Origin of the sequence: Streptomyces ficellus, assembly GCF_030406405.1 — a bacterium.
Classification (GTDB): Bacteria; Actinomycetota; Actinomycetes; order Streptomycetales; family Streptomycetaceae; genus Streptomyces; species Streptomyces ficellus_B.
Genome location: NZ_JAUEPL010000028.1, coordinates 62663 through 79432, shown reverse-complemented (window position 1 = coordinate 79432; position 16770 = coordinate 62663). Strand labels below are relative to the sequence as shown.

General features: G+C 73.0%; 16 protein-coding genes. 9 read left to right on the top strand and 7 right to left on the bottom strand.

What is annotated here, in order from left to right; genetic code table 11:
• Positions 1-230: 230 nt before the first annotated feature.
• Positions 231-977, top strand: coding sequence for a GntR family transcriptional regulator (locus tag QWM81_RS18945; protein WP_290113281.1), 747 nt, complete (start codon positions 231-233; stop codon positions 975-977).
• Positions 978-986: 9 nt separating this feature from the next.
• Here QWM81_RS18945 and QWM81_RS18940 read toward each other — a convergent pair whose 3' ends face one another.
• Both QWM81_RS18940 and QWM81_RS18935 read right to left on the bottom strand, forming a co-directional pair.
• Entirely contained in the window at positions 987-2513 is a 1527-nt protein-coding gene (locus QWM81_RS18940; protein WP_290113280.1) for an amino acid permease, read from the bottom strand.
• Positions 2514-2775: 262 nt separating this feature from the next.
• Complete coding sequence (locus QWM81_RS18935) at positions 2776-3771, bottom strand: hypothetical protein (protein WP_290113279.1); 996 nt, start codon at positions 3769-3771, stop codon at positions 2776-2778.
• 347 nt (positions 3772-4118) lie between these two features.
• Here QWM81_RS18935 and QWM81_RS18930 point away from each other — a divergent pair, with 347 nt between their 5' ends.
• On the top strand, positions 4119-5573 hold the full coding sequence (locus tag QWM81_RS18930; protein WP_290113278.1) for an FGGY family carbohydrate kinase: 1455 nt from the start codon (positions 4119-4121) through the stop codon (positions 5571-5573).
• Positions 5574-5576: 3 nt separating this feature from the next.
• Here QWM81_RS18930 and QWM81_RS18925 read toward each other — a convergent pair whose 3' ends face one another.
• Positions 5577-6356 carry a uracil-DNA glycosylase gene (locus QWM81_RS18925; RefSeq protein ID WP_290113277.1) on the bottom strand — a complete coding sequence of 260 codons (780 nt, stop codon included), beginning with the start codon at positions 6354-6356 and terminating at the stop codon, positions 5577-5579.
• Between the two features lie 62 nt (positions 6357-6418).
• On the opposite strand from QWM81_RS18925, the gene QWM81_RS18920 reads away from it, so the two are divergent.
• Positions 6419-6898 carry an NUDIX hydrolase gene (locus QWM81_RS18920; RefSeq protein WP_290113276.1) on the top strand — a complete coding sequence of 160 codons (480 nt, stop codon included), beginning with the start codon at positions 6419-6421 and terminating at the stop codon, positions 6896-6898.
• Positions 6899-6954: 56 nt separating this feature from the next.
• The gene (locus tag QWM81_RS18915; protein WP_290113275.1) at positions 6955-7182 is read left to right on the top strand and encodes a hypothetical protein; all 228 of its coding nucleotides are present in this window, start codon (positions 6955-6957) and stop codon (positions 7180-7182) included.
• Between the two features lie 51 nt (positions 7183-7233).
• Here the strand turns inward: QWM81_RS18915 and QWM81_RS18910 are convergent, their stop codons facing one another.
• Positions 7234-7644, bottom strand: a complete 411-nt coding sequence (locus QWM81_RS18910) for a cold-shock protein (RefSeq protein WP_435372395.1) — start codon at positions 7642-7644, stop codon at positions 7234-7236.
• A 279-nt stretch (positions 7645-7923) separates the two neighbouring features.
• Between QWM81_RS18910 and QWM81_RS18905 the strand changes: the two genes are divergently transcribed.
• The 4 genes from QWM81_RS18905 (at position 7924) to QWM81_RS18890 (ending at position 11005) form a co-directional block, all read left to right on the top strand.
• Entirely contained in the window at positions 7924-8427 is a 504-nt protein-coding gene (locus tag QWM81_RS18905) for a GNAT family N-acetyltransferase (RefSeq protein WP_290113271.1), read from the top strand.
• A gap of 201 nt (positions 8428-8628) precedes the next feature.
• A complete protein-coding gene (locus QWM81_RS18900; RefSeq protein ID WP_435372396.1) occupies positions 8629-9423 on the top strand; it encodes an ABC transporter substrate-binding protein in 795 nt (264 codons plus the stop codon).
• On the top strand, positions 9420-10220 hold the full coding sequence (locus QWM81_RS18895; RefSeq protein WP_290113269.1) for an amino acid ABC transporter permease: 801 nt from the start codon (positions 9420-9422) through the stop codon (positions 10218-10220). Before QWM81_RS18900 ends, QWM81_RS18895 begins: the two co-directional genes overlap by 4 nt.
• 8 nt (positions 10221-10228) lie before the next feature.
• Positions 10229-11005: an amino acid ABC transporter ATP-binding protein gene (locus QWM81_RS18890; protein WP_290113268.1), complete on the top strand. Its 777-nt coding sequence runs from the start codon at positions 10229-10231 to the stop codon at positions 11003-11005.
• A gap of 26 nt (positions 11006-11031) precedes the next feature.
• Here QWM81_RS18890 and QWM81_RS18885 read toward each other — a convergent pair whose 3' ends face one another.
• The gene (locus tag QWM81_RS18885) at positions 11032-11682 is read right to left on the bottom strand and encodes a hypothetical protein (protein WP_290113266.1); all 651 of its coding nucleotides are present in this window, start codon (positions 11680-11682) and stop codon (positions 11032-11034) included.
• Positions 11679-11840: a hypothetical protein gene (locus tag QWM81_RS18880; protein WP_290113265.1), complete on the bottom strand. Its 162-nt coding sequence runs from the start codon at positions 11838-11840 to the stop codon at positions 11679-11681. The genes QWM81_RS18885 and QWM81_RS18880 overlap by 4 nt, the downstream gene beginning before the upstream one ends.
• Before the next feature lie 128 nt (positions 11841-11968).
• Here QWM81_RS18880 and QWM81_RS18875 point away from each other — a divergent pair, with 128 nt between their 5' ends.
• Positions 11969-16132: a tetratricopeptide repeat protein gene (locus tag QWM81_RS18875; RefSeq protein WP_290113264.1), complete on the top strand. Its 4164-nt coding sequence runs from the start codon at positions 11969-11971 to the stop codon at positions 16130-16132.
• Here QWM81_RS18875 and QWM81_RS18870 read toward each other — a convergent pair.
• Entirely contained in the window at positions 16114-16743 is a 630-nt protein-coding gene (locus QWM81_RS18870) for a DUF6629 family protein (protein ID WP_290113263.1), read from the bottom strand. The two genes, QWM81_RS18875 and QWM81_RS18870, sit on opposite strands and share 19 nt — an antisense overlap.
• Positions 16744-16770 lie beyond the last annotated feature (27 nt).

The window sequence follows — 16770 nt, the reverse complement described above, 5'->3', positions numbered from 1 at the left end:
GCTGGAGGCGTTCCGATACGAGGTCGATGCCGATGACCTGGGCGGCGGGCGCCCTGGTGGAGGGCGACCCGGAGCCGACCCGCCGGGGGCGTCACCGGTGAATCCGTTTTCGGCCACAGTGCGACGGAACAGCCGGCCACCCCTTCCCTAGAGGTTTAGACCAATGATAGGGATTGATCACCGTCACGGCACGCACGACTACGCTGAGCGAAGGAAATTGAGGGTTGAACATGGCTGAGCCTCAGGCCCCCGCGGCACTTCCGCTCTACCTCCGCGTCGCCGCCGCCCTGCGCGACGATCTCACCCAGCAGCGCATCGCCCCCGGCACCCGGCTGCCGTCCGAGCGCTCCCTCGTACGCCGCTTCCGCGTCAACCGGCACACCGTGCGTAACGCGCTGCAACTGCTGCGCGACGAGCGGCTTGTCGTCACGGAGCGGCGCGGCACGTTCGCCGCGCCTCCCGGGCCCCGGCGCCCGGGCCCGGCCCTCTCCCCCGGGCTGCCGCACTTCCCGTGCGGCCCCGGCGCCCCGCACGCCGCCGCCGAGGCGGCCCTCGCCTGGGAGCCGGTGCCGCCGGAGCTCGCCGGGCGGCTGGGCCTGTCGCCGGGCGAGCCGTCGCTGGTGCACCGCCACCGGGTCCCGGGCGGCGGGGACACCCCCGTACAGGAGGCGCTGTCCCGGTTCTCCCGATACGCGCTGGACCAGGTCCCCGAACTGGCCCGCTACCGGCGGCAGGACGCCTGCCCCGCGCGGCCCGACCTGCGGCTGCTGTACCACTGGATGCACCGGGCCGGGCTGCGGCTGACGCGGCGGGAGTCCATCGGCGTGGCCCACGGCCCGGCCGGCGGCGACGCGTGCCTCACCGTCCACCGTGAGGTGTCCGACCAGCACGGTCACACGCTGGAGGTCACGGACATCCGCTTCGCACCCGGACCGGCGCCCTGGAGCTACGAGCTGACCTATGAGTTCACGGGCTGAGCGCCTCCCTCACACGATCCCCTCGGAGATCTCCGCCTGCTCGCGGGCGTTGCCGTAAGGGGCGGGCGTGCCGTAGGAGCGGCGCGCGACGTACCACCACACGCTGGCGAGGACCAGCACCGCCGCGAGCGCGATCACGGCGTAGTTCATCGAGTCGATGGTGACCGGGGACTTCTGCGGCAGGCAGAACAGCACGGTGACGACCGCGACCCAGCCGACCGCCGTCCAGCCGATCGGCTTGCTCCAGCGGCCCAGGCTCCAGGGTCCCGGCTGGAAGCGGTCGCCCGCGCGCAGCCGCAGGTAGACCGGGATCGCGTACGCGGGGGTGATGCCGATGACGTTGATGGCGGTGACGGCGCCGTAGGCGGTGGCCGAGTAGAGGGAGGGCAGGGCGAGTACGGCGGCGACGGCGACCGACAGCCACACCGCGTTGACCGGGGTCTGGGTGCGGCTGCTGACCTTGCGCCAGCGCGCGGAGGCGGGCAGGGCGTTGTCGCGGCTGAAGGCGAACACCATACGGCTGGCGGCGGCCACCTCGGCGTTGCCGCAGAACAGCTGCGCCACGATCACGACCAGCAGCAGGGCGGTGGCGCCGCCGGTGCCGAGCGCGTCGAGGAGGATCTGCGCGGGGGGTACGCCGGTGGCGCTGTTCTGCGTACCGGCGTAGTCCTGGATCGCGAAGGTGAGCCCGGCGAGCAGGGCGAAACCGGCGATCCAGGAGACCCAGATGGCGCGCACGATGCCCTTGGCGGCCGAGACGGAGGCGTTGGACGTCTCCTCGGAGAGGTGGGCGGAGGCGTCGTACCCGGAGAAGGTGTACTGGGCCAGCAGCAGGCCGACCGCGGCCACGTAGAAGGGGCTCGCCCAGCCGGTGTCGTTGACGAACTCGGTGAAGACGAACTCGGCCGACTGGTGGCGGTCGGGCACGATCGCGAGGGCGCCGACGATCAGGGCGACACCGGTCAGGTGCCACCACACGCTGATGGAGTTGAGGACGCTGACCAGCCGTACGCCGAAGAGGTTCAGCACCGCGTGCAACAGCAGGATGCCGAGGAAGATGAGGAAGGTGGAGCCGGGCGTGGGCTGGAAGCCGAACTGCAGGTTGAGGAACGCGCCGGTGAAGAGGGCGGCGCCGTAGTCGATGCCGGCGATGGCGCCGAGCAGACCCAGTAGGTTCAGCCAGCCGGTGTACCAGCCCCAGCGGCGCCCGCCGAGCCGGTCGGCCATGTAGTAGAGGGCTCCCGAGGTGGGGTACGCGCTGGTCACCTCGGCGAGCGCCATGCCGACGCACAGCACGAACAGGCCGACGCCCGCCCAGCCCCACATCATCACGGCCGGGCCGCCGGTGCCGAGGCCGAAGCCGTACAGGGTCATGCAGCCGGAGAGGATGGAGATGACGGAGAAGCTGATGGCGAAGTTGCCGAAGCCGCCCATACGGCGGGCCAGCACGGGCTGGTAGCCGAGCTCTCTCAGCCGCTGCTCCTCGTCCATGGGCGGGGCCTTCTGCTCCGGACCGGCCCATATGGTGCGGGACATGACGGTACCTCCGAGTGGTCGTGTTCTGGGGCTTGTACGGCGGTTTGTACGGCTGTTGCGGGTCTGCGGGGGCCGGCGGGGGCCCGCGGCGGAACGTTTCGGCGTGGTCGTCGGCCGCGGCGGCGGTCAGCCGTCGGGGTCGGTCAGCCGTCGCGGGCGGTCAGCCGTCGCGGGCGGTCAGCCGTCGCGGGCGGTCAGCCTTCGCGGGCGGTCAGCCGTCGCGGGCGGTCAGCCGTCGCGGGCGGTCAGCCGTCGCGGGCGGTCAGCCGTCGCGGGCGGCGGCCAGGCACCGGGCGCGGGCGCGGGTGAACACCTCTTCCGCCAGGGTCCGGTCGGCCGGGTCGCGGGTGCGGTACGCCCACGGATGCGGGGTGTAGTACGGGCCCAGCGCCTCGAAGACCCGGGCGGCGGCGTCGAACCGGAGCGCTCCCCACAGGGCGTGCGCCAGGTGGTTGAGGTCGAGGAGCGACGCCGCCGCCGGGTCGGTGTGGTCGAACCAGGCGAGCAGGGCCCGCTCGGCGTCCCGGGCCGCGTCCTCGGTCACCCAGTGCAGGTCCAGGGCCCGTTCCTGGCCCCGTTCGCGGCGGTAGCGCTCGACCCTGGTGTACAGCGGCAGTGCGTGCAGGGCGGAGCCGGGGGGCGCGGAGGCGGCGGCCCACTGGACGAAGTTGACCGCCTCGGACACCGAACTGCCCGTACCGGCCCGGCGTGCGTAGAGGAACTGCAGCATCCGGTGGTACGCCTCGCGGTTGTGCGGGTCGCGCTTGTCGGCCTCCGCCAGCAGGCCCCACGGTCCGGCGGGGAGCATCGGCCCCGGCGGCCGGACCCGGTGCTCGTCCATCCGCTGCTCGTCGTCCAGCACGGCCAGGGCCAGCAGGCACACCCAGGGCACCGGGTCGGCGGGCGCCAGACGGGCCGAGCTCGCGCACGACTCCCACGCCGACTGCCACAGCTCACGGGTGCGCGGATGCCTCTCGCGGTGGGCGCGTACGGCGCGTTCGACCACGACACGGGTGTGCATCACCGCCGCGGCGACACTGTCGGGCTGCTCGGCGCACCAGACCTGCACGACGTCGGAACCGGCCGCGACGGCGGCCAGCACCTGGGTGCGCTGGGTCCACAGCGCCCAGGTCGCGGTGTCGGCCAGCAGCTGCGCCATCGACACCCAGCGTCCGGTACGCAGGTCCTGCACCACGGCGTGCAGGGCGGTGTCGTGGCCCGCGGGGTGGTACACCGGCCGGAAGTCGTGGCCGGCCATCACCCCGTCCCCGTGGCTGGGCAGGCCGGTGTCGGTGTGGTGGTCATGGTTCCTCTGAGCAGGTGGTGGGGGGCGGGTGGCCGGCTGCCGCGCCGCAGCCGCAACGGCACGCCAAGGAGAGCGGTCGGACTGCTCCGTGACTACCGGCCGTTGATCGGCGATCACTATAGGCCCGGACGGACGATCGCGGTCCACTTTCGGCGCCCCTCGCAATGATCCGAATACAACCGTGATTTGACGTCCCGTCAGGTGGGCTCTGCCACGGGCGGGCCTTGACGTCGGCACCGGGCTGCACCACTCTTCCGTTCGGCGATCAAGGCGTTTGCGCGATGGACCGGGGGTGGGCGATGACAGGCCCTGTGCTGGCCGTGGACCAGGGCACGTCGGGCACCAAGGCCCTGGTGATCTGCCCGGACCGCGGAGTGATCGGGTCCGGTACGGCGCCGGTGCGCCCCCGCCACCTGCCCGGCGGCCGGGTGGAGGCCGATCCGCGCGAGCTGCTCGACTCCGTCGTCGACGCCGGGCGGCGGGCACTGGCCGACGCGGGAGAACCCGTCGTGGCCGTGGGCCTGGCCAACCAGGGCGAGACGGTCCTCGCGTGGGACCCGGAGACCGGGGCGCCGCTCACCGACGCCATCGTCTGGCAGGACAAGCGCGCGGAGGGCCTGTGCGAAGGGCTCGGCGCGCACGCGGACATGCTGCGGGAGACGACCGGGCTGCCGCTCGATCCGTACTTCGCCGCGCCCAAGATGGCCTGGGTACGCCGCCACCTCACCCGCGAGGGCGTGGTCACCACCAGCGACGTCTGGCTGGTCCACCGGCTGACCGGTGAGTTCGTCACGGACGCGGCCACCGCCGGGCGCACGCAACTGCTCGACCTGGACGAGGTCGACTGGTCGCCGCGCGCCCTGGAGGTCTTCGGGCTGTCGGACGAGCGGCTGCCGCGGATCGTGGACGCGGCGGGGCCGGTGGGGAGTACCGGGGCCTTCGGCGGACGGGTGCCGCTGACCGGGCTCCTGGTCGACCAGCAGGCCGCCCTGCTGGCGCAGGGCGCCACCGAGCCGGGCGCCGCGAAGTGCACGTACGGAACGGGGGCGTTCCTGCTCGCGCAGACCGGTGACCGTCCCCGGCGCGGGGCTTCGGGGCTGGTGAGCTGTGTGGCGTGGCGGCTGGGCGGGCGGACCAGTTACTGCCTGGACGGGCAGGTGTACACGGCCGCGTCCGCGGTGCGCTGGCTCACCGATCTCGGGGTGATCTCCGGGGCTCGGGACATCGACCGGGTGGGCCTGTCCGTGCCGGACGCGGGGGGCGTCACCTTCGTACCGGCGCTCGCCGGGCTCGCCGCGCCGTGGTGGCGCGGGGACGTGCGCGGGTCGGTGACCGGGCTCGGGCTGGAGACGACCGCGGGGCATCTGGTGCGGGCGCTGTGCGAGGGCATCGCCGCGCAGGTGGTGGAGCTGGCGGGGGCGGCCGCGGCCGATCTGGGCGCGCCCCTCGGGTCGCTGCGGGTGGACGGCGGGCTGACCCGCTCGGCGCTGCTGATGCAGACGCAGGCCGACCTCCTCCAACTGCCCGTCGAGGTCTCGGCGTTGCCTGATGTCACCGCCCTGGGCGTGGGGGCCCTCGCCCGCCTGGGCCTGGATCCGCACCTCGCGTGGGAGGCCGCGGTGCCGGAGTGGAAGCCCTCGGCCGTGTACGAGCCGCGGATCAGCGCCGCCGAGGCGGCCGAGCGCATGGGCGTCTTCCGCGCGGCGGTGGCCGCGCTGGCGGACGCGGCGCGGCCGGCCCGCGACCCGGCCTGATACTCACCGTCCGGTGCCCGGCCGGGGCGCGGGCAGGCCGGCGGCGAGCGCGGCGCGGCCGAGCACGTCGGTGAGCATGGCGGGGGTGAGCAGGCCGGTGAAGGTGTTGCGCTGGCTGACGTGGTAGCAGCCGAAGAGGTCGAGCGGTGGTCCGCCGTCGGTGGCGGGCAGGGTGAGGTGGGCGCCGTGCGCGAAGACGGGGCGCGGGCGGGGTACGGACCAGCCGGCCGCCGCGAACGCGGGGAGGGCGGCCTGCCAGCCGAAGGCGCCGAGCACGACGACGGCGCGCACGGTGGGCCGCAGCAGGCGCAGTTCGCCGGCCAGCCAGGGACGGCAGGTGTCACGCTCCCCCGGGGTCGGTTTGTTGGCGGGCGGGGCGCAGTGCACCGGGGCGGTGACCCGTACCCCGTACAGGCGCAGTCCGTCGTCGCGGTGGGTCGCCTCGGCCTGGCTGGCGAGGCCGATCCGGTGCAGGGCGGCGTACAGGACGTCGCCGGAGCGGTCGCCGGTGAACATGCGGCCGGTGCGGTTGCCGCCGTGGGCGGCGGGGGCCAGGCCGATGACGAGGAGGTGGGCGTCGTCGGGTCCGAAGCCGGGGACGGGCCGGGCCCAGTAGTCCCAGCCCGTGTAGGCGCGGCGTCCCTCGCGGGCCACCTGCTCCCGCCAGGCGACCAGGCGTGGGCAGGCCCGGCACTGGGCGACGCGCTCGTCGAGGCCGGCGACGGACCGGGCGCGGGCCGCCTCGCTCGCCGGGAAGCCGGGCTGGTCGGGTGCTGCGGACATCGGACCTCCGATCGTGCTGTCCTTCGACGCTAACGCGGCGGCGGGCGGGCAGACTTTCCGGCATGACGGCGAAGCGAAGCGCGGGCTTGCTGGTGTTCCGGACCTCGGGCGGGCGCCTGGAGGTGCTCATCGCCCATATGGGCGGGCCGTTCTGGGCGTCGCGCGACGCCGGGGCCTGGTCGGTGCCGAAGGGCGAGTACGGCCCCGACGAGACCGCCGAGGCGGCGGCGCGCCGGGAGTTCGTGGAGGAGCTGGGCCTGCCGGCGCCCGGCGGGGACGCGGTGCCGCTCGGTGAGGTGCGCCAGTCGAACGGGAAGATCGTCACCGTGTGGGCGGTGGAGGGCGACCTCGATCCGGCGGCGGTGGTGCCGGGTACGTTCACGATGGAGTGGCCGCGCGGCTCGGGCGTACGGCGCGAGTTCCCCGAGGTGGACCGGGTGGCGTGGTTCACGCCCGAGGAGGCGGCGCGCCGGCTCGTACCGGCACAGCGGGAGTTCCTGGAGCGGCTGGCGGAGTACGTGCGGGGGCGGGACGCGAGCTGATTGTCAGTGCCGTAGGGAAGAGTGGACGTCCCCAACCGGTCGACAGGGAGCGAGAGATGACCACCAGCCCCACCGTGCACGAGCGCGCCGCCGCCCAGGCCTACATACGTCTGGTGGAAACGGCCCAGGCGGTCCTCACCGACCCGGCGCTCGCCCCGATGGCCGGGGCGTATCTGTCGTCCTCCATGGCCGAGGCCGACGAAGCCCTGCGCTGCGCCGGCCTCACGGGCAACGAGGCCCGGCTGCTGCGCCTGGTGTCCGCCCTGCGCTCGTCGAACGCCTAGCGCACACACCGGCCGGCGGGGCGACCGGCCGGGGCGGCATGGCCCGCGGGGTCAGCCCTCGACCCAGCCGTGGGTGCGGGCCAGGTCGGTGACGCGGGTGCGGACGCGCTTGAGCTGGGCGGTGGTCAGCGTGGCGTCGGCGTCGATGAGCGCCTCGGTCAGTTCGGCCCGGAACTCGGCGGTGGACAGCACGTCGAGCGCGTCGTCGTCGGGATCGTCGCCCAGCACCGGGTCGGACGAGGGCGAGGGCCGGCGCGCGGGCGGGTGGACGAGGCGGATCTCCGAGGCCTTGGGCCCCTTGTCGCCCCTCTCCAGATAGAACTCGACCTCGCGGCCCGCCTGGTACAGGTACTTGTCGTCCACCAGGTCGTTCGCGTGCATGAAGACGTCCTCGCCGCCTTCTCTGGGCACGATGAACCCGTAACCGCGCACCTCGTCGAACCGCAGGATCTTGCCCAGCATCAACACAGCCGTACCTCCACGCCCACACCACTGCCGCTCCTCCGGGCGCGCCCCGCTGCCGGGGCCGCTCGGCTCGGCGGTGAATCTACAGCGGTGCGCCGCCGCCCGGCACCGGCGCCCCCGCCAGTCCCCCGCTGCCCGGCCGGTCATCCGCACGCCGCGACACACCGGAGGCCGTCGCGCCGCGCCGCGCGGTGGGCGGCATGGTGGGGGTGGGAGGGACCGACCCGAACCCTCGCTGGTGGCAGACCGGGCACACCGAGTCCTAAGGGGATTGACATGCCGATGATGCGCCGGGCGCGCGTGTCCGACCATCGCACGCTGGTCGAGTGCGTGCAGAGGTGGTGCGGCGACTCCCGCACACCCGCCGAGGCTTGTGAGCCGTCCGTGCTGCTGCCGAGGGTGTTCCTGCGGTTCTTCGCGAGTACGAGCCTGGTCGCGGAGGACAGCACGGGGGTCAAGGCGTTCCTGGTCGGCTTCCACTCCGCCGACCACGACGAGGACGCCTACATCCACTTCGTCGGGGTCGATCCGGCGCTCCGGGGGCGGGGCCTGGCCTGCGGCCTCTACACGGCGTTCTTCGAACGCGCCGCCGAGGCGGGCCGGCGCGAGGTGCGGGCGGTGACCACACCCGACGACGCCGGGGCCATCGCCTTCCACCAGGCCATGGGCTTCAGCCTGGAGCCGGGGGACGACGAGGCCGACGGCCTGCCCGTGCACCGCGACTACGACGGGCCGGGGCAGGACCGGGTCTGCTTCCGCAAGCGGATCGAGGCGCAGTAGCGCGCCCTGGCAAGGCAAAGCAGGGCGAAGCGGGGGCCTTGCGGCCCGGCGGCGGGAACGGCGATCTCCGCGACGTCACGGCTCGCGTGTCATACGATCACGGCCGGCGGCAGCGTCACCCGGCCGCCCATGCGCCCAGGGAGGTCAACCGTGACGAGGACTGCCGACGGCAAGCGACGCGCCCACCGCCCCCGTACCGTCATCACCGCCTGCGCCGCGGCGGCCGGGCTGCTGCTCGTCGCCGGGTGCGGCAACGGCGACGAGGGGCCCGCCGTGGCGGCGGGCGGGGTGCCCGTGGTGCAGAAGGGCAAGCTGACCACCTGCACGCACCTGCCGTACCCGCCCTTCCAGTTCGAGCGCGACGGCGAGATCGTCGGCTTCGACGTGGCGCTGATCGACCTCGTGGCGAAGAACCTCAAGGTCGAACAGGAGATTATCGACACACCGTTCGAGAACTTCAAGACGGGCGCGTTCCTAAACTCCGGCCGGTGCGACCTGGCCGCCGCCGGTATGACGATCACCGAGGACCGCAAGAAGAACGTCGACTTCTCCGTCCCGTACTTCGACGCCACCCAGGCGCTGCTGGCGACGGAGAAGAGCGGCGCCAGGACCCTCGCCGACGTCAAGGCCAGGAACCTGAAGCTCGGCGCGCAGGCCGAGACCACCGGGGAGAGCTACGCGACGTCGCAGGGCTTCGACCCGGTGGCCTTCGAGAGCTCCGACGCCGTACTGAACGGTCTGCGCACCGGCCAGGTCGACGCGGTCATCATCGACTACCCGGTCGTGCAGGGCTGGCTGAAGGACAAGGCGAACGCGCGGGCGTTCAGGCTCGGGCAGAACATCGAGACCGGGGAGCGGTACGGCTTCTCGGTGAAGAAGGGCAATGACAAGCTGCGCGCGGCGATCAACAAGGCGATCACCGACGCCAAGGCCGATGGAACGTACAACAAGCTCTACGAGGAGTGGATCGGCCCGCTGCCCAAGGGGCAGTCGTGACCTCTCGGCTGACCAGGCGTCAGCGCCGGCGGGTCTCGCAGGGCGTTCAGTACGCTCTGTTCGTCGCCGTGGTGGTCCTGATCGCCGTCCTGGCGGACTGGGACACCCTGCGGAACCAGTTCGCGCAGCAGAGGCTGGCGGAGCAGCTCTTCCCCGAGATCATCACCACCGCGCTGCGCAACACCGTCGTCTACACGCTCTCCGGGTTCGCCTTCGGTCTGGTGCTGGGCCTGGTCATCGCCCTGATGCGGCTGTCGTCGGTGGCGCCGTACCGGTGGGCCGCGAGCGTGTACATCGAGATCTTCCGCGGCCTGCCCGCCCTGCTGATCTTCATCTTCGTCGGGGTGGCGGTGCCACTGGCGTTCCCCGGTACGGAGATCCCCGGCGGTACGTACGGCAAGGTGGCCCTCGGCCTGGGCCTGGTGGCGGCCGCGTACATGGCGGAAACGATTCGGGCGGGCATCCAGGCCGTGCCCAAGGGGCAGATGGAGGCGGCGCGGTCGCTGGGCTTCTCGCACGGCCGGGCGATGGTGTCGGTGATCATCCCGCAGGCGTTCCGGATCGTGATCCCCCCGCTCACCAATGAGCTGGTGCTGCTCTTCAAGGACTCCTCACTGGTGCTGTTCCTCGGGGTGACACTTCAGGAGCGGGAGCTGACGAAGTTCGGCCGTGACCTCGCCAGCCAGACCGCCAATTCCACGCCCATCCTCGTCGCCGGGCTCTGCTATCTGCTGGTGACGGTTCCGCTGAGCTTCGTGGTGCGCCGCCTCGAAGCCCGTGCCGCCAGGGCCAAGTGAGGACGCCGATGAAGACCAGCGAGACGGAGATCTCGATCCGGGGGCTGCACAAGTCGTTCGGGGACAACGAGGTGCTGCGCGGCATCGACCTGGACGTCGCCGCCGGTGAGGTGGTGTGCGTCATCGGCCCGTCGGGCTCGGGCAAGTCGACCCTGCTGCGCTGTGTGAACCTGCTGGAGGAGCCCACCAAGGGGCAGGTGTTCGTGGGCGGTACGGAGGTCACGGACCTGGACGTCGACATCGACGCCGTACGCCGCCGCATCGGCATGGTGTTCCAGCAGTTCAACCTCTTCCCGCATGTGACGGCGGTCGAGAACCTCACGCTGCCGCAGCGGCGGGTGCTGCGGCGCGGCAAGGAGGAGGCGGCCAGGGTCGCCCGGGAGAACCTGGTGCGAGTGGGGCTGGCCGACAAGGCGGACGCGTATCCGGCGCAGTTGTCGGGCGGGCAGCAGCAGCGGGTGGCGATCGCCCGGGCGCTGGCGATGGGCCCTGAGGTGATGCTGTTCGACGAGCCGACGTCGGCGCTCGACCCGGAGCTCGTCGGCGATGTGCTGGCCGTGATGCGGATGCTGGCGGCGGAGGGCATGACGATGATGGTCGTCACGCACGAGATGAGCTTCGCCCGGGAGGTCGCCGACCGGGTGGTGTTCATGGACGAGGGCCGGATCGTCGAGGAGGGACCGGCCGACCGGGTGGTGGGCGATCCGCAGCACGAGCGGACGCGGCACTTCCTCACCCGCATCCTGGACCCGGCCGCCGCCGAACCCCCGGGCGAGGGGTCATGAGCTGACGGATCGGCCGGGGGCGTCCGTCATCGGCCTGTCGCGCCGAGGAACACCACGGCGCCGGTGATGACGACCACGGCGGACAGGAAGGTGTGCCGCCGGGCCTTGCGCAGCTTCTCCCGTACGAGCCAGGCGTGCGCGGTCGCCAGCAGCCACCGCAGGTAGGGGTCGGTCCGCGCGATGTTGCGCCGCGCCGTGGCCAGGCCGCGTTCCAGCGCCGCCCGCTGCGCCGGTTCGGCGGCCGGCAGCCGCCGGGAGATCTCCATGGCGAGCCGGCGGTGGCGCAGGAGGTCCTCGACGTCCGTGGCCAGCGTGCCGAAGTAGTAGCCGGGCGCGGCATCGATCTGCCGGCGCAGCCCGCGCAGGGCCGGTGAGGTGAGGGCGTCGGGTGTGGTCAGGGGAGGGACGAGGACCTCACTGGTCTGCCACATGGCCCAGGCGACGCCCAGCAGGGCCACGAGCAGCCCGCCTCCGGCCCAGGCCGCGTGCGCCCAGTCGGTGATCCTGCCCACGGCGAGCAGCGGGCCGCCACCGAGCAGCAGGGCGCCCACCGCACCGGTGGACGCGAGGGTCCAGCGCGCGGCGTCGCGGCTGTCGGCGACGGAATCCAGCGGCGAGGGCAGCGCTTCCAGCACGGCGACGCCGGGCTGCTCCCCGGCCGGCGGGCCGGCGCTCACGGGGCTTCTCTGCGGAAGACGACACCGAGCGGACCGGGGTCGTCGTCGGGAAGGTCCACGTACGGCGCCCACACCTCGCCGTCGAAAAACTCCAGCATGCCGGACTCATTGATCCGCACCGCGTTCACCTTCGGGTGCTCTTCGGGAGTGTCTGACATGAACTCAGTATGACCGCGAGGGCAGTCGGCGTCATTGCCTCGTCAACGGCGTCATTGCCTCGTCAACGGCGTCATTGCCTCGTCCACACTGCCCCGGCCATCCTGACCACAGGAAACAGGGGGCATACGTGATCAAACTGATGATCGACACCACGCTGGTGGCATGCGAGATCCGGGGCGGCCGGACCACCCACACACCTGGGGGGCCGGATCAGCGTACGGCCGATCTGCTGTGGCGGCTGGGCAGGCAGCCGTCCGAGACGCTGTTGCGACAGGTGGGCGCCGCGCTCGCGGCCCGCTTCCTGGACGGGCCCGCCGGCCGGGCGCTGACCGAGGAGCTGCGCCGGCCGGGACGGCACCGCGTCGGCATCGAGGTGACCGATCCGGCGGTGGCGGACCTGCCGTGGGAGACCCTCGTACCGCCCGGCCGTGCCGTCCCCCTGGCCCTGGACCCCGTCGTCGATCTCTACCGCACGACCGCCCGGGCCCGCAGACCGGCCTCCGCCCCTGCCGGCGGACCCCTGCGGATCGTCGCCGCGGTCGCCGCCCCCGATGACAGCGCGGGCGAACTGCTGGACCACGAACGGGAACTGGGCAGGATTCTGGACGCCGTGGAACCCGGTCGCAAAACCGGTCTGCGGGTGCGCGTCCTGGAGTGGGGCAGCGCGGCGGCGATCCACTCCGCGCTCGGCGAGGAAGCCTGCCACGTGCTGCACATCTCCTGCCATGCCCGTCCCGGTGCGCTGCTTCTGGAGACCCGTACCGGCACGGAGGACGCGGTGGACGCCGCACGCTTCCTGCGCGAGGTCCTGCCGTCGCACGGCGGCGTGCCCCTCATCGTGCTGGCGGGCTGCTCCACCGCCCTGGAGGGTGGCTCGGAACTGCCCGGTCTGGCCAGAAGCCTGCTGGACCACGGTGCTCCGGGCGTGCTGGCGATGAACGGCGTCGTCAGCGACGACTACGCCATCGAACTGTGCGCGCGGCTGTACGAGAGGCTGGCGAACGGCCCGGGCAGGGACCTGCTCACCGTGTTCTGCGAGGTCCGCCGGGAACTGGCGCGGGAACCGCGCCCTCTTGCGGAGTGGGCGACACCGGCGTTGTTCCTCGCCGACCCGCAGCTCCGTCCGGCCGGCCCCGGCCCCGGCCCTGCCCCCGCCCCCGACCCCGCGGAACCGGCCGAGGATCCCGGCCGGCAGGCCGTCGTCCTCGACGGCATCGTCCGTGGACGGCACGGTTTCGTCGGCCGCAGAAGCACCCTGCGCAGGCTGGCGGGCTCCGAGCCGAGGATCCTCCTGCACGGCATCGGCGGTATCGGCAAGACCAGCCTGGCCGCCGAACTGGTGGAGCGCTTCCGGGCCGCCGCCGCGGACGGCGTGGTGGTGGCGGTCGGCGGCGAGACTGCCGTCGACGCGATCCTGGACGGGTTACGCCGCCAACTGCGCGCCCACTGCGCCCGGAAGAGGCTCCCGGAGAGCGATCCGCTGCACGGGCTGGTCATCGCCCTGAGTGAGCCCGGACGTGACTGGCGGGACCGGCTCGCGGCGGTCGCCCGGGCCACCGTGCCGCTCCTGCTGGTCCTCGACAACGCCGAGGACAACCTGGACGCGGAACATCACCTGGGCGACCGGGAACTGGCCGCGTTCCTCCCGGCCTGGGCCGAGCACCACCGCCTGATCATCACCAGCAGGTACCCCTTCCCGGTGGCGGGCGTGGAGACCCACCATCTCGCCCCGCTGACCTGGCAGGAGACCCGCAAGCTGATCTGGCGGCTGCCCGGTGTCGACGCGCTGTCACCGGCCGAGCAGCGGCAGGTGTGGACGCGTCTGGGCGGCCATCCTCGTTCCCTGGAGTACCTTGACGCGCTCCTGCGCGACGGCGCCGCCCGCTTCGAGGACGTGAGCGCCCGGCTGCGCGCCGCACTGGGCGGCCGTGACGTTCCCTCGAGGGAGCTGGCACAGAGCCTCGACGAGACGGGCGCGCTGATCGCCCAGGACGTGCTGCTGCCGGAGCTGGTCGCCCGCCTTGACGCACTGCCCCTGGCCCGGCCGCTGCTGCTGGGCGCGGCGGTGTACCGGCTGCCGGTGGACCGGGAGGGTCTGGCGTGGCAGGTGGCCACCCTGCCGGCCGCCCCGTCCGGCGAGGCGGAACCACCGCCGGTGCCCGACGGCATGGACGACGCCGTGGCGCGGCTCTCGCACCTCGGGCTGCTCGCACCGGTCGGCACCGGCTACCTGGTGCACCGCTGGACGGCCGCGGCCCTGGCCCGCCTCGCCGGGCCCGAGCGGCTGGCCGAGGCGCACCGCAGGGCGGGGGCGTACTGGGGCCGGCGGTGCGCCACGCCCTGCCGGCGCGACGTCTACATCACGTACGCGCTTGAGGCCAGGTACCACGAGCTGGCCGCCGGCGACGTGCCGAAGGCGCTGGACCACACGGTGCTGGCCTGCCACGAGCTCAACCGGATGGGTCAGTGGGCCCGGGAGGAGCGGCTGATCCACGAGGCGCTGTCCCTGACGGCGCCGGGGTCCCTGCGGTCCGCCGAGTTCCTGGCGGACCTCGGTGGCCTGGACGTCCGCAGGGGGCGGTACGCGCGGGCCGAGGGCCGCTACCGGCAGGCGCTGACCACGTTCGAGGAGCTGGGCGCCGACGACCGGGCCGGGGCCGCACTGCACCAGCTGGGCCTGATCGCCAACCACCGGGGCGACGACACCGAGGCCGAGCGGCTGTACCAGCGGTCGCTGTCCGTCAAGGAACGCACCGGCAACCGGTGGGCGGCGGCCATCACCGTGCACCAGCTCGCCGGCCTCGCCATGAACAAGGGGGACGACCGGCTCGCGGAGCAGCGGTACACCGACGCGCTGGCCATCTCCGAGGAGTTGGACGACCTTGAGGGGATCGCGGCCGCCCATCACCAGATCGGCGTCCTCGCCTTCCGCGCCAAGGACTACGTCAAGGCCGAACGGTGCGCCCGGGTGGCCCTGTCCCACTACGTCCGACTGGACGACCGGGTCAACGAGGGAAACGGCCGGATCGCTCTGGCGAAGATCGCCCTCGCCCGCTTCGACCACGCGGCGGCGCGGGCGGGCGTCAGGGCCGCCCTGGAGGTCTTCGAGGACATCGGGAGCAACAGGAACATCGCCGAGAGCTGCCAACTGCTCGGTGAGATCTCCCGTGATCTCGGCGATCTGAGCTGGGCCGAGGCGTGTTTCACGCGTGCCCGGGCCGTGTTCGCGGCCCTCGGTGAGCAGTCCCACCTCGCCTCGTGCAACCGGCAGCTCGGCGCCGTACGAACGGTTCTCGGACGCGTGGAGGAGGCGGTGCCGTGCACCCTGGAGGCATGGCTCGACGGCCGGCGGAACCGGGGAGGTCACCGGGATGACGAGTGGCTCGCCGTGCAACGGCTGGAACTGGGCGCCCACGCCTTCGCCCGGGTCGTACGGGAGCACGCCGACGCGTCGACCGCGGCTCACGTCATCGAACACATCGCGGGGTTCAGCGAGTTCTACCACTCCTACCCCAGCCCCACGCCGCTGGGCAGCGCCTACGTCAAGCTGGGGATCGCCGCGCTCGGCTCCGGCGCTGTCGGCACGGCGCGGATGCTCCTCCTGCACGCGCTGCCGTTGTGCGAGGCGGCCGGGTATCGGGAGGGCATCGCCAAGTGCCTCGAGGACCTCGGGCACGCCGACCTGGAGACCGGGCGTCTGGAGGAGGCCGAGCGGCGCTATCTGGCCGCCCTCACGATCTACGAACGCCTCGGCAACGACACCAACACCGCGATCGTCCGGCACCAGCTCGGCCGCGTCTGCCAGGACCGGGGCGCCTATGCGGAGGCGGAGCGGCACTTCCGGGCCTCGGTGGCCCTGAAGCGACGGCTGGGCAACCAGTCGGGCGTCTCCAACAGCACCTTCCACCTGGGCAGGGTGGCCCAGCTACGCGGTGACCAGGCGCTCGCCGAGCAGTGCTACCGCGAATGCCTGGCCATCGACGAGGCCCAGGGCGCCTGGGAGGAGGTGGCACTCGATTACGGCGAGCTGGGCACCCTGCGCGCGGAGCAGGGCCGCTTGGAGGAGGCGGTGCGCCTGATGGTCCAGGCGCTGGCCATCAACCAGCGGATGAAATCCGACAACGCGGTCCTCAACATCACCGCTCTGCGTCACCGGCGCGCCGAACTCGGCGACGAGGAGTTCACCCGCCTTCTGCGTCGCCACTTCGACGAGGAGTGGGTCTCCGCCGTCCTCACCACCACCGCCACCCTGCCGGCCACCACGGGCGACGCTCAGCACGGCGGTGCGTAGGGGCGATCGATACGACCCGCCCGGGCGAGCAGGATCAGGGACGCGACGGCGGCGAAGGCGCACCAGGTGGAGACGAACTCGGTGCTCCACAGCAGTACGCACAGCACCGCCCCGGCCGCGACGACGGCGCCGAGCAGCCTCAGGAGCCGGTCGGCCGCCAGCAGCAGCGCGCCGACGGTGGCCAGGAGGTAGCCGGTCAGGAGCAGCGGCGCGTACGGCAGGTCGAGGACGTAGCCGATGGTGCGGCCCCGGATGTGGGCCGTCACGGGCCGGGTGGCCAGGCAGGAGGCGAGCGCGGTGGCGGTGACGAGTCCGGCGGCCACCGGGACGGCGAGCCGGCGGCCGGACCCGGGCGGTGCGGCCAGCAGGACGCCGAGGGGCACCCACAGCGGCAACAGGGGCAGCGCGATGACGGCCCAGGCGAGCGTCGCCGGGCCGCTGCCGCCGCCGGAGCCCCACACGGACGCCTCGACGAGCTGGTGGGCGCCCAGCAGCAACGGCAGGGCGGCGAGCGGGAGTTCGCGTACCCGGCGGGTCCGCGCCACACAGGCGACGCCGGCCGCGGTGATGACGGTGCCGGCCGCGAGGTCGGCCGTCGCGCTCCAGCACATGGTGGGTAGCGTACGGCGGCGGCCGTC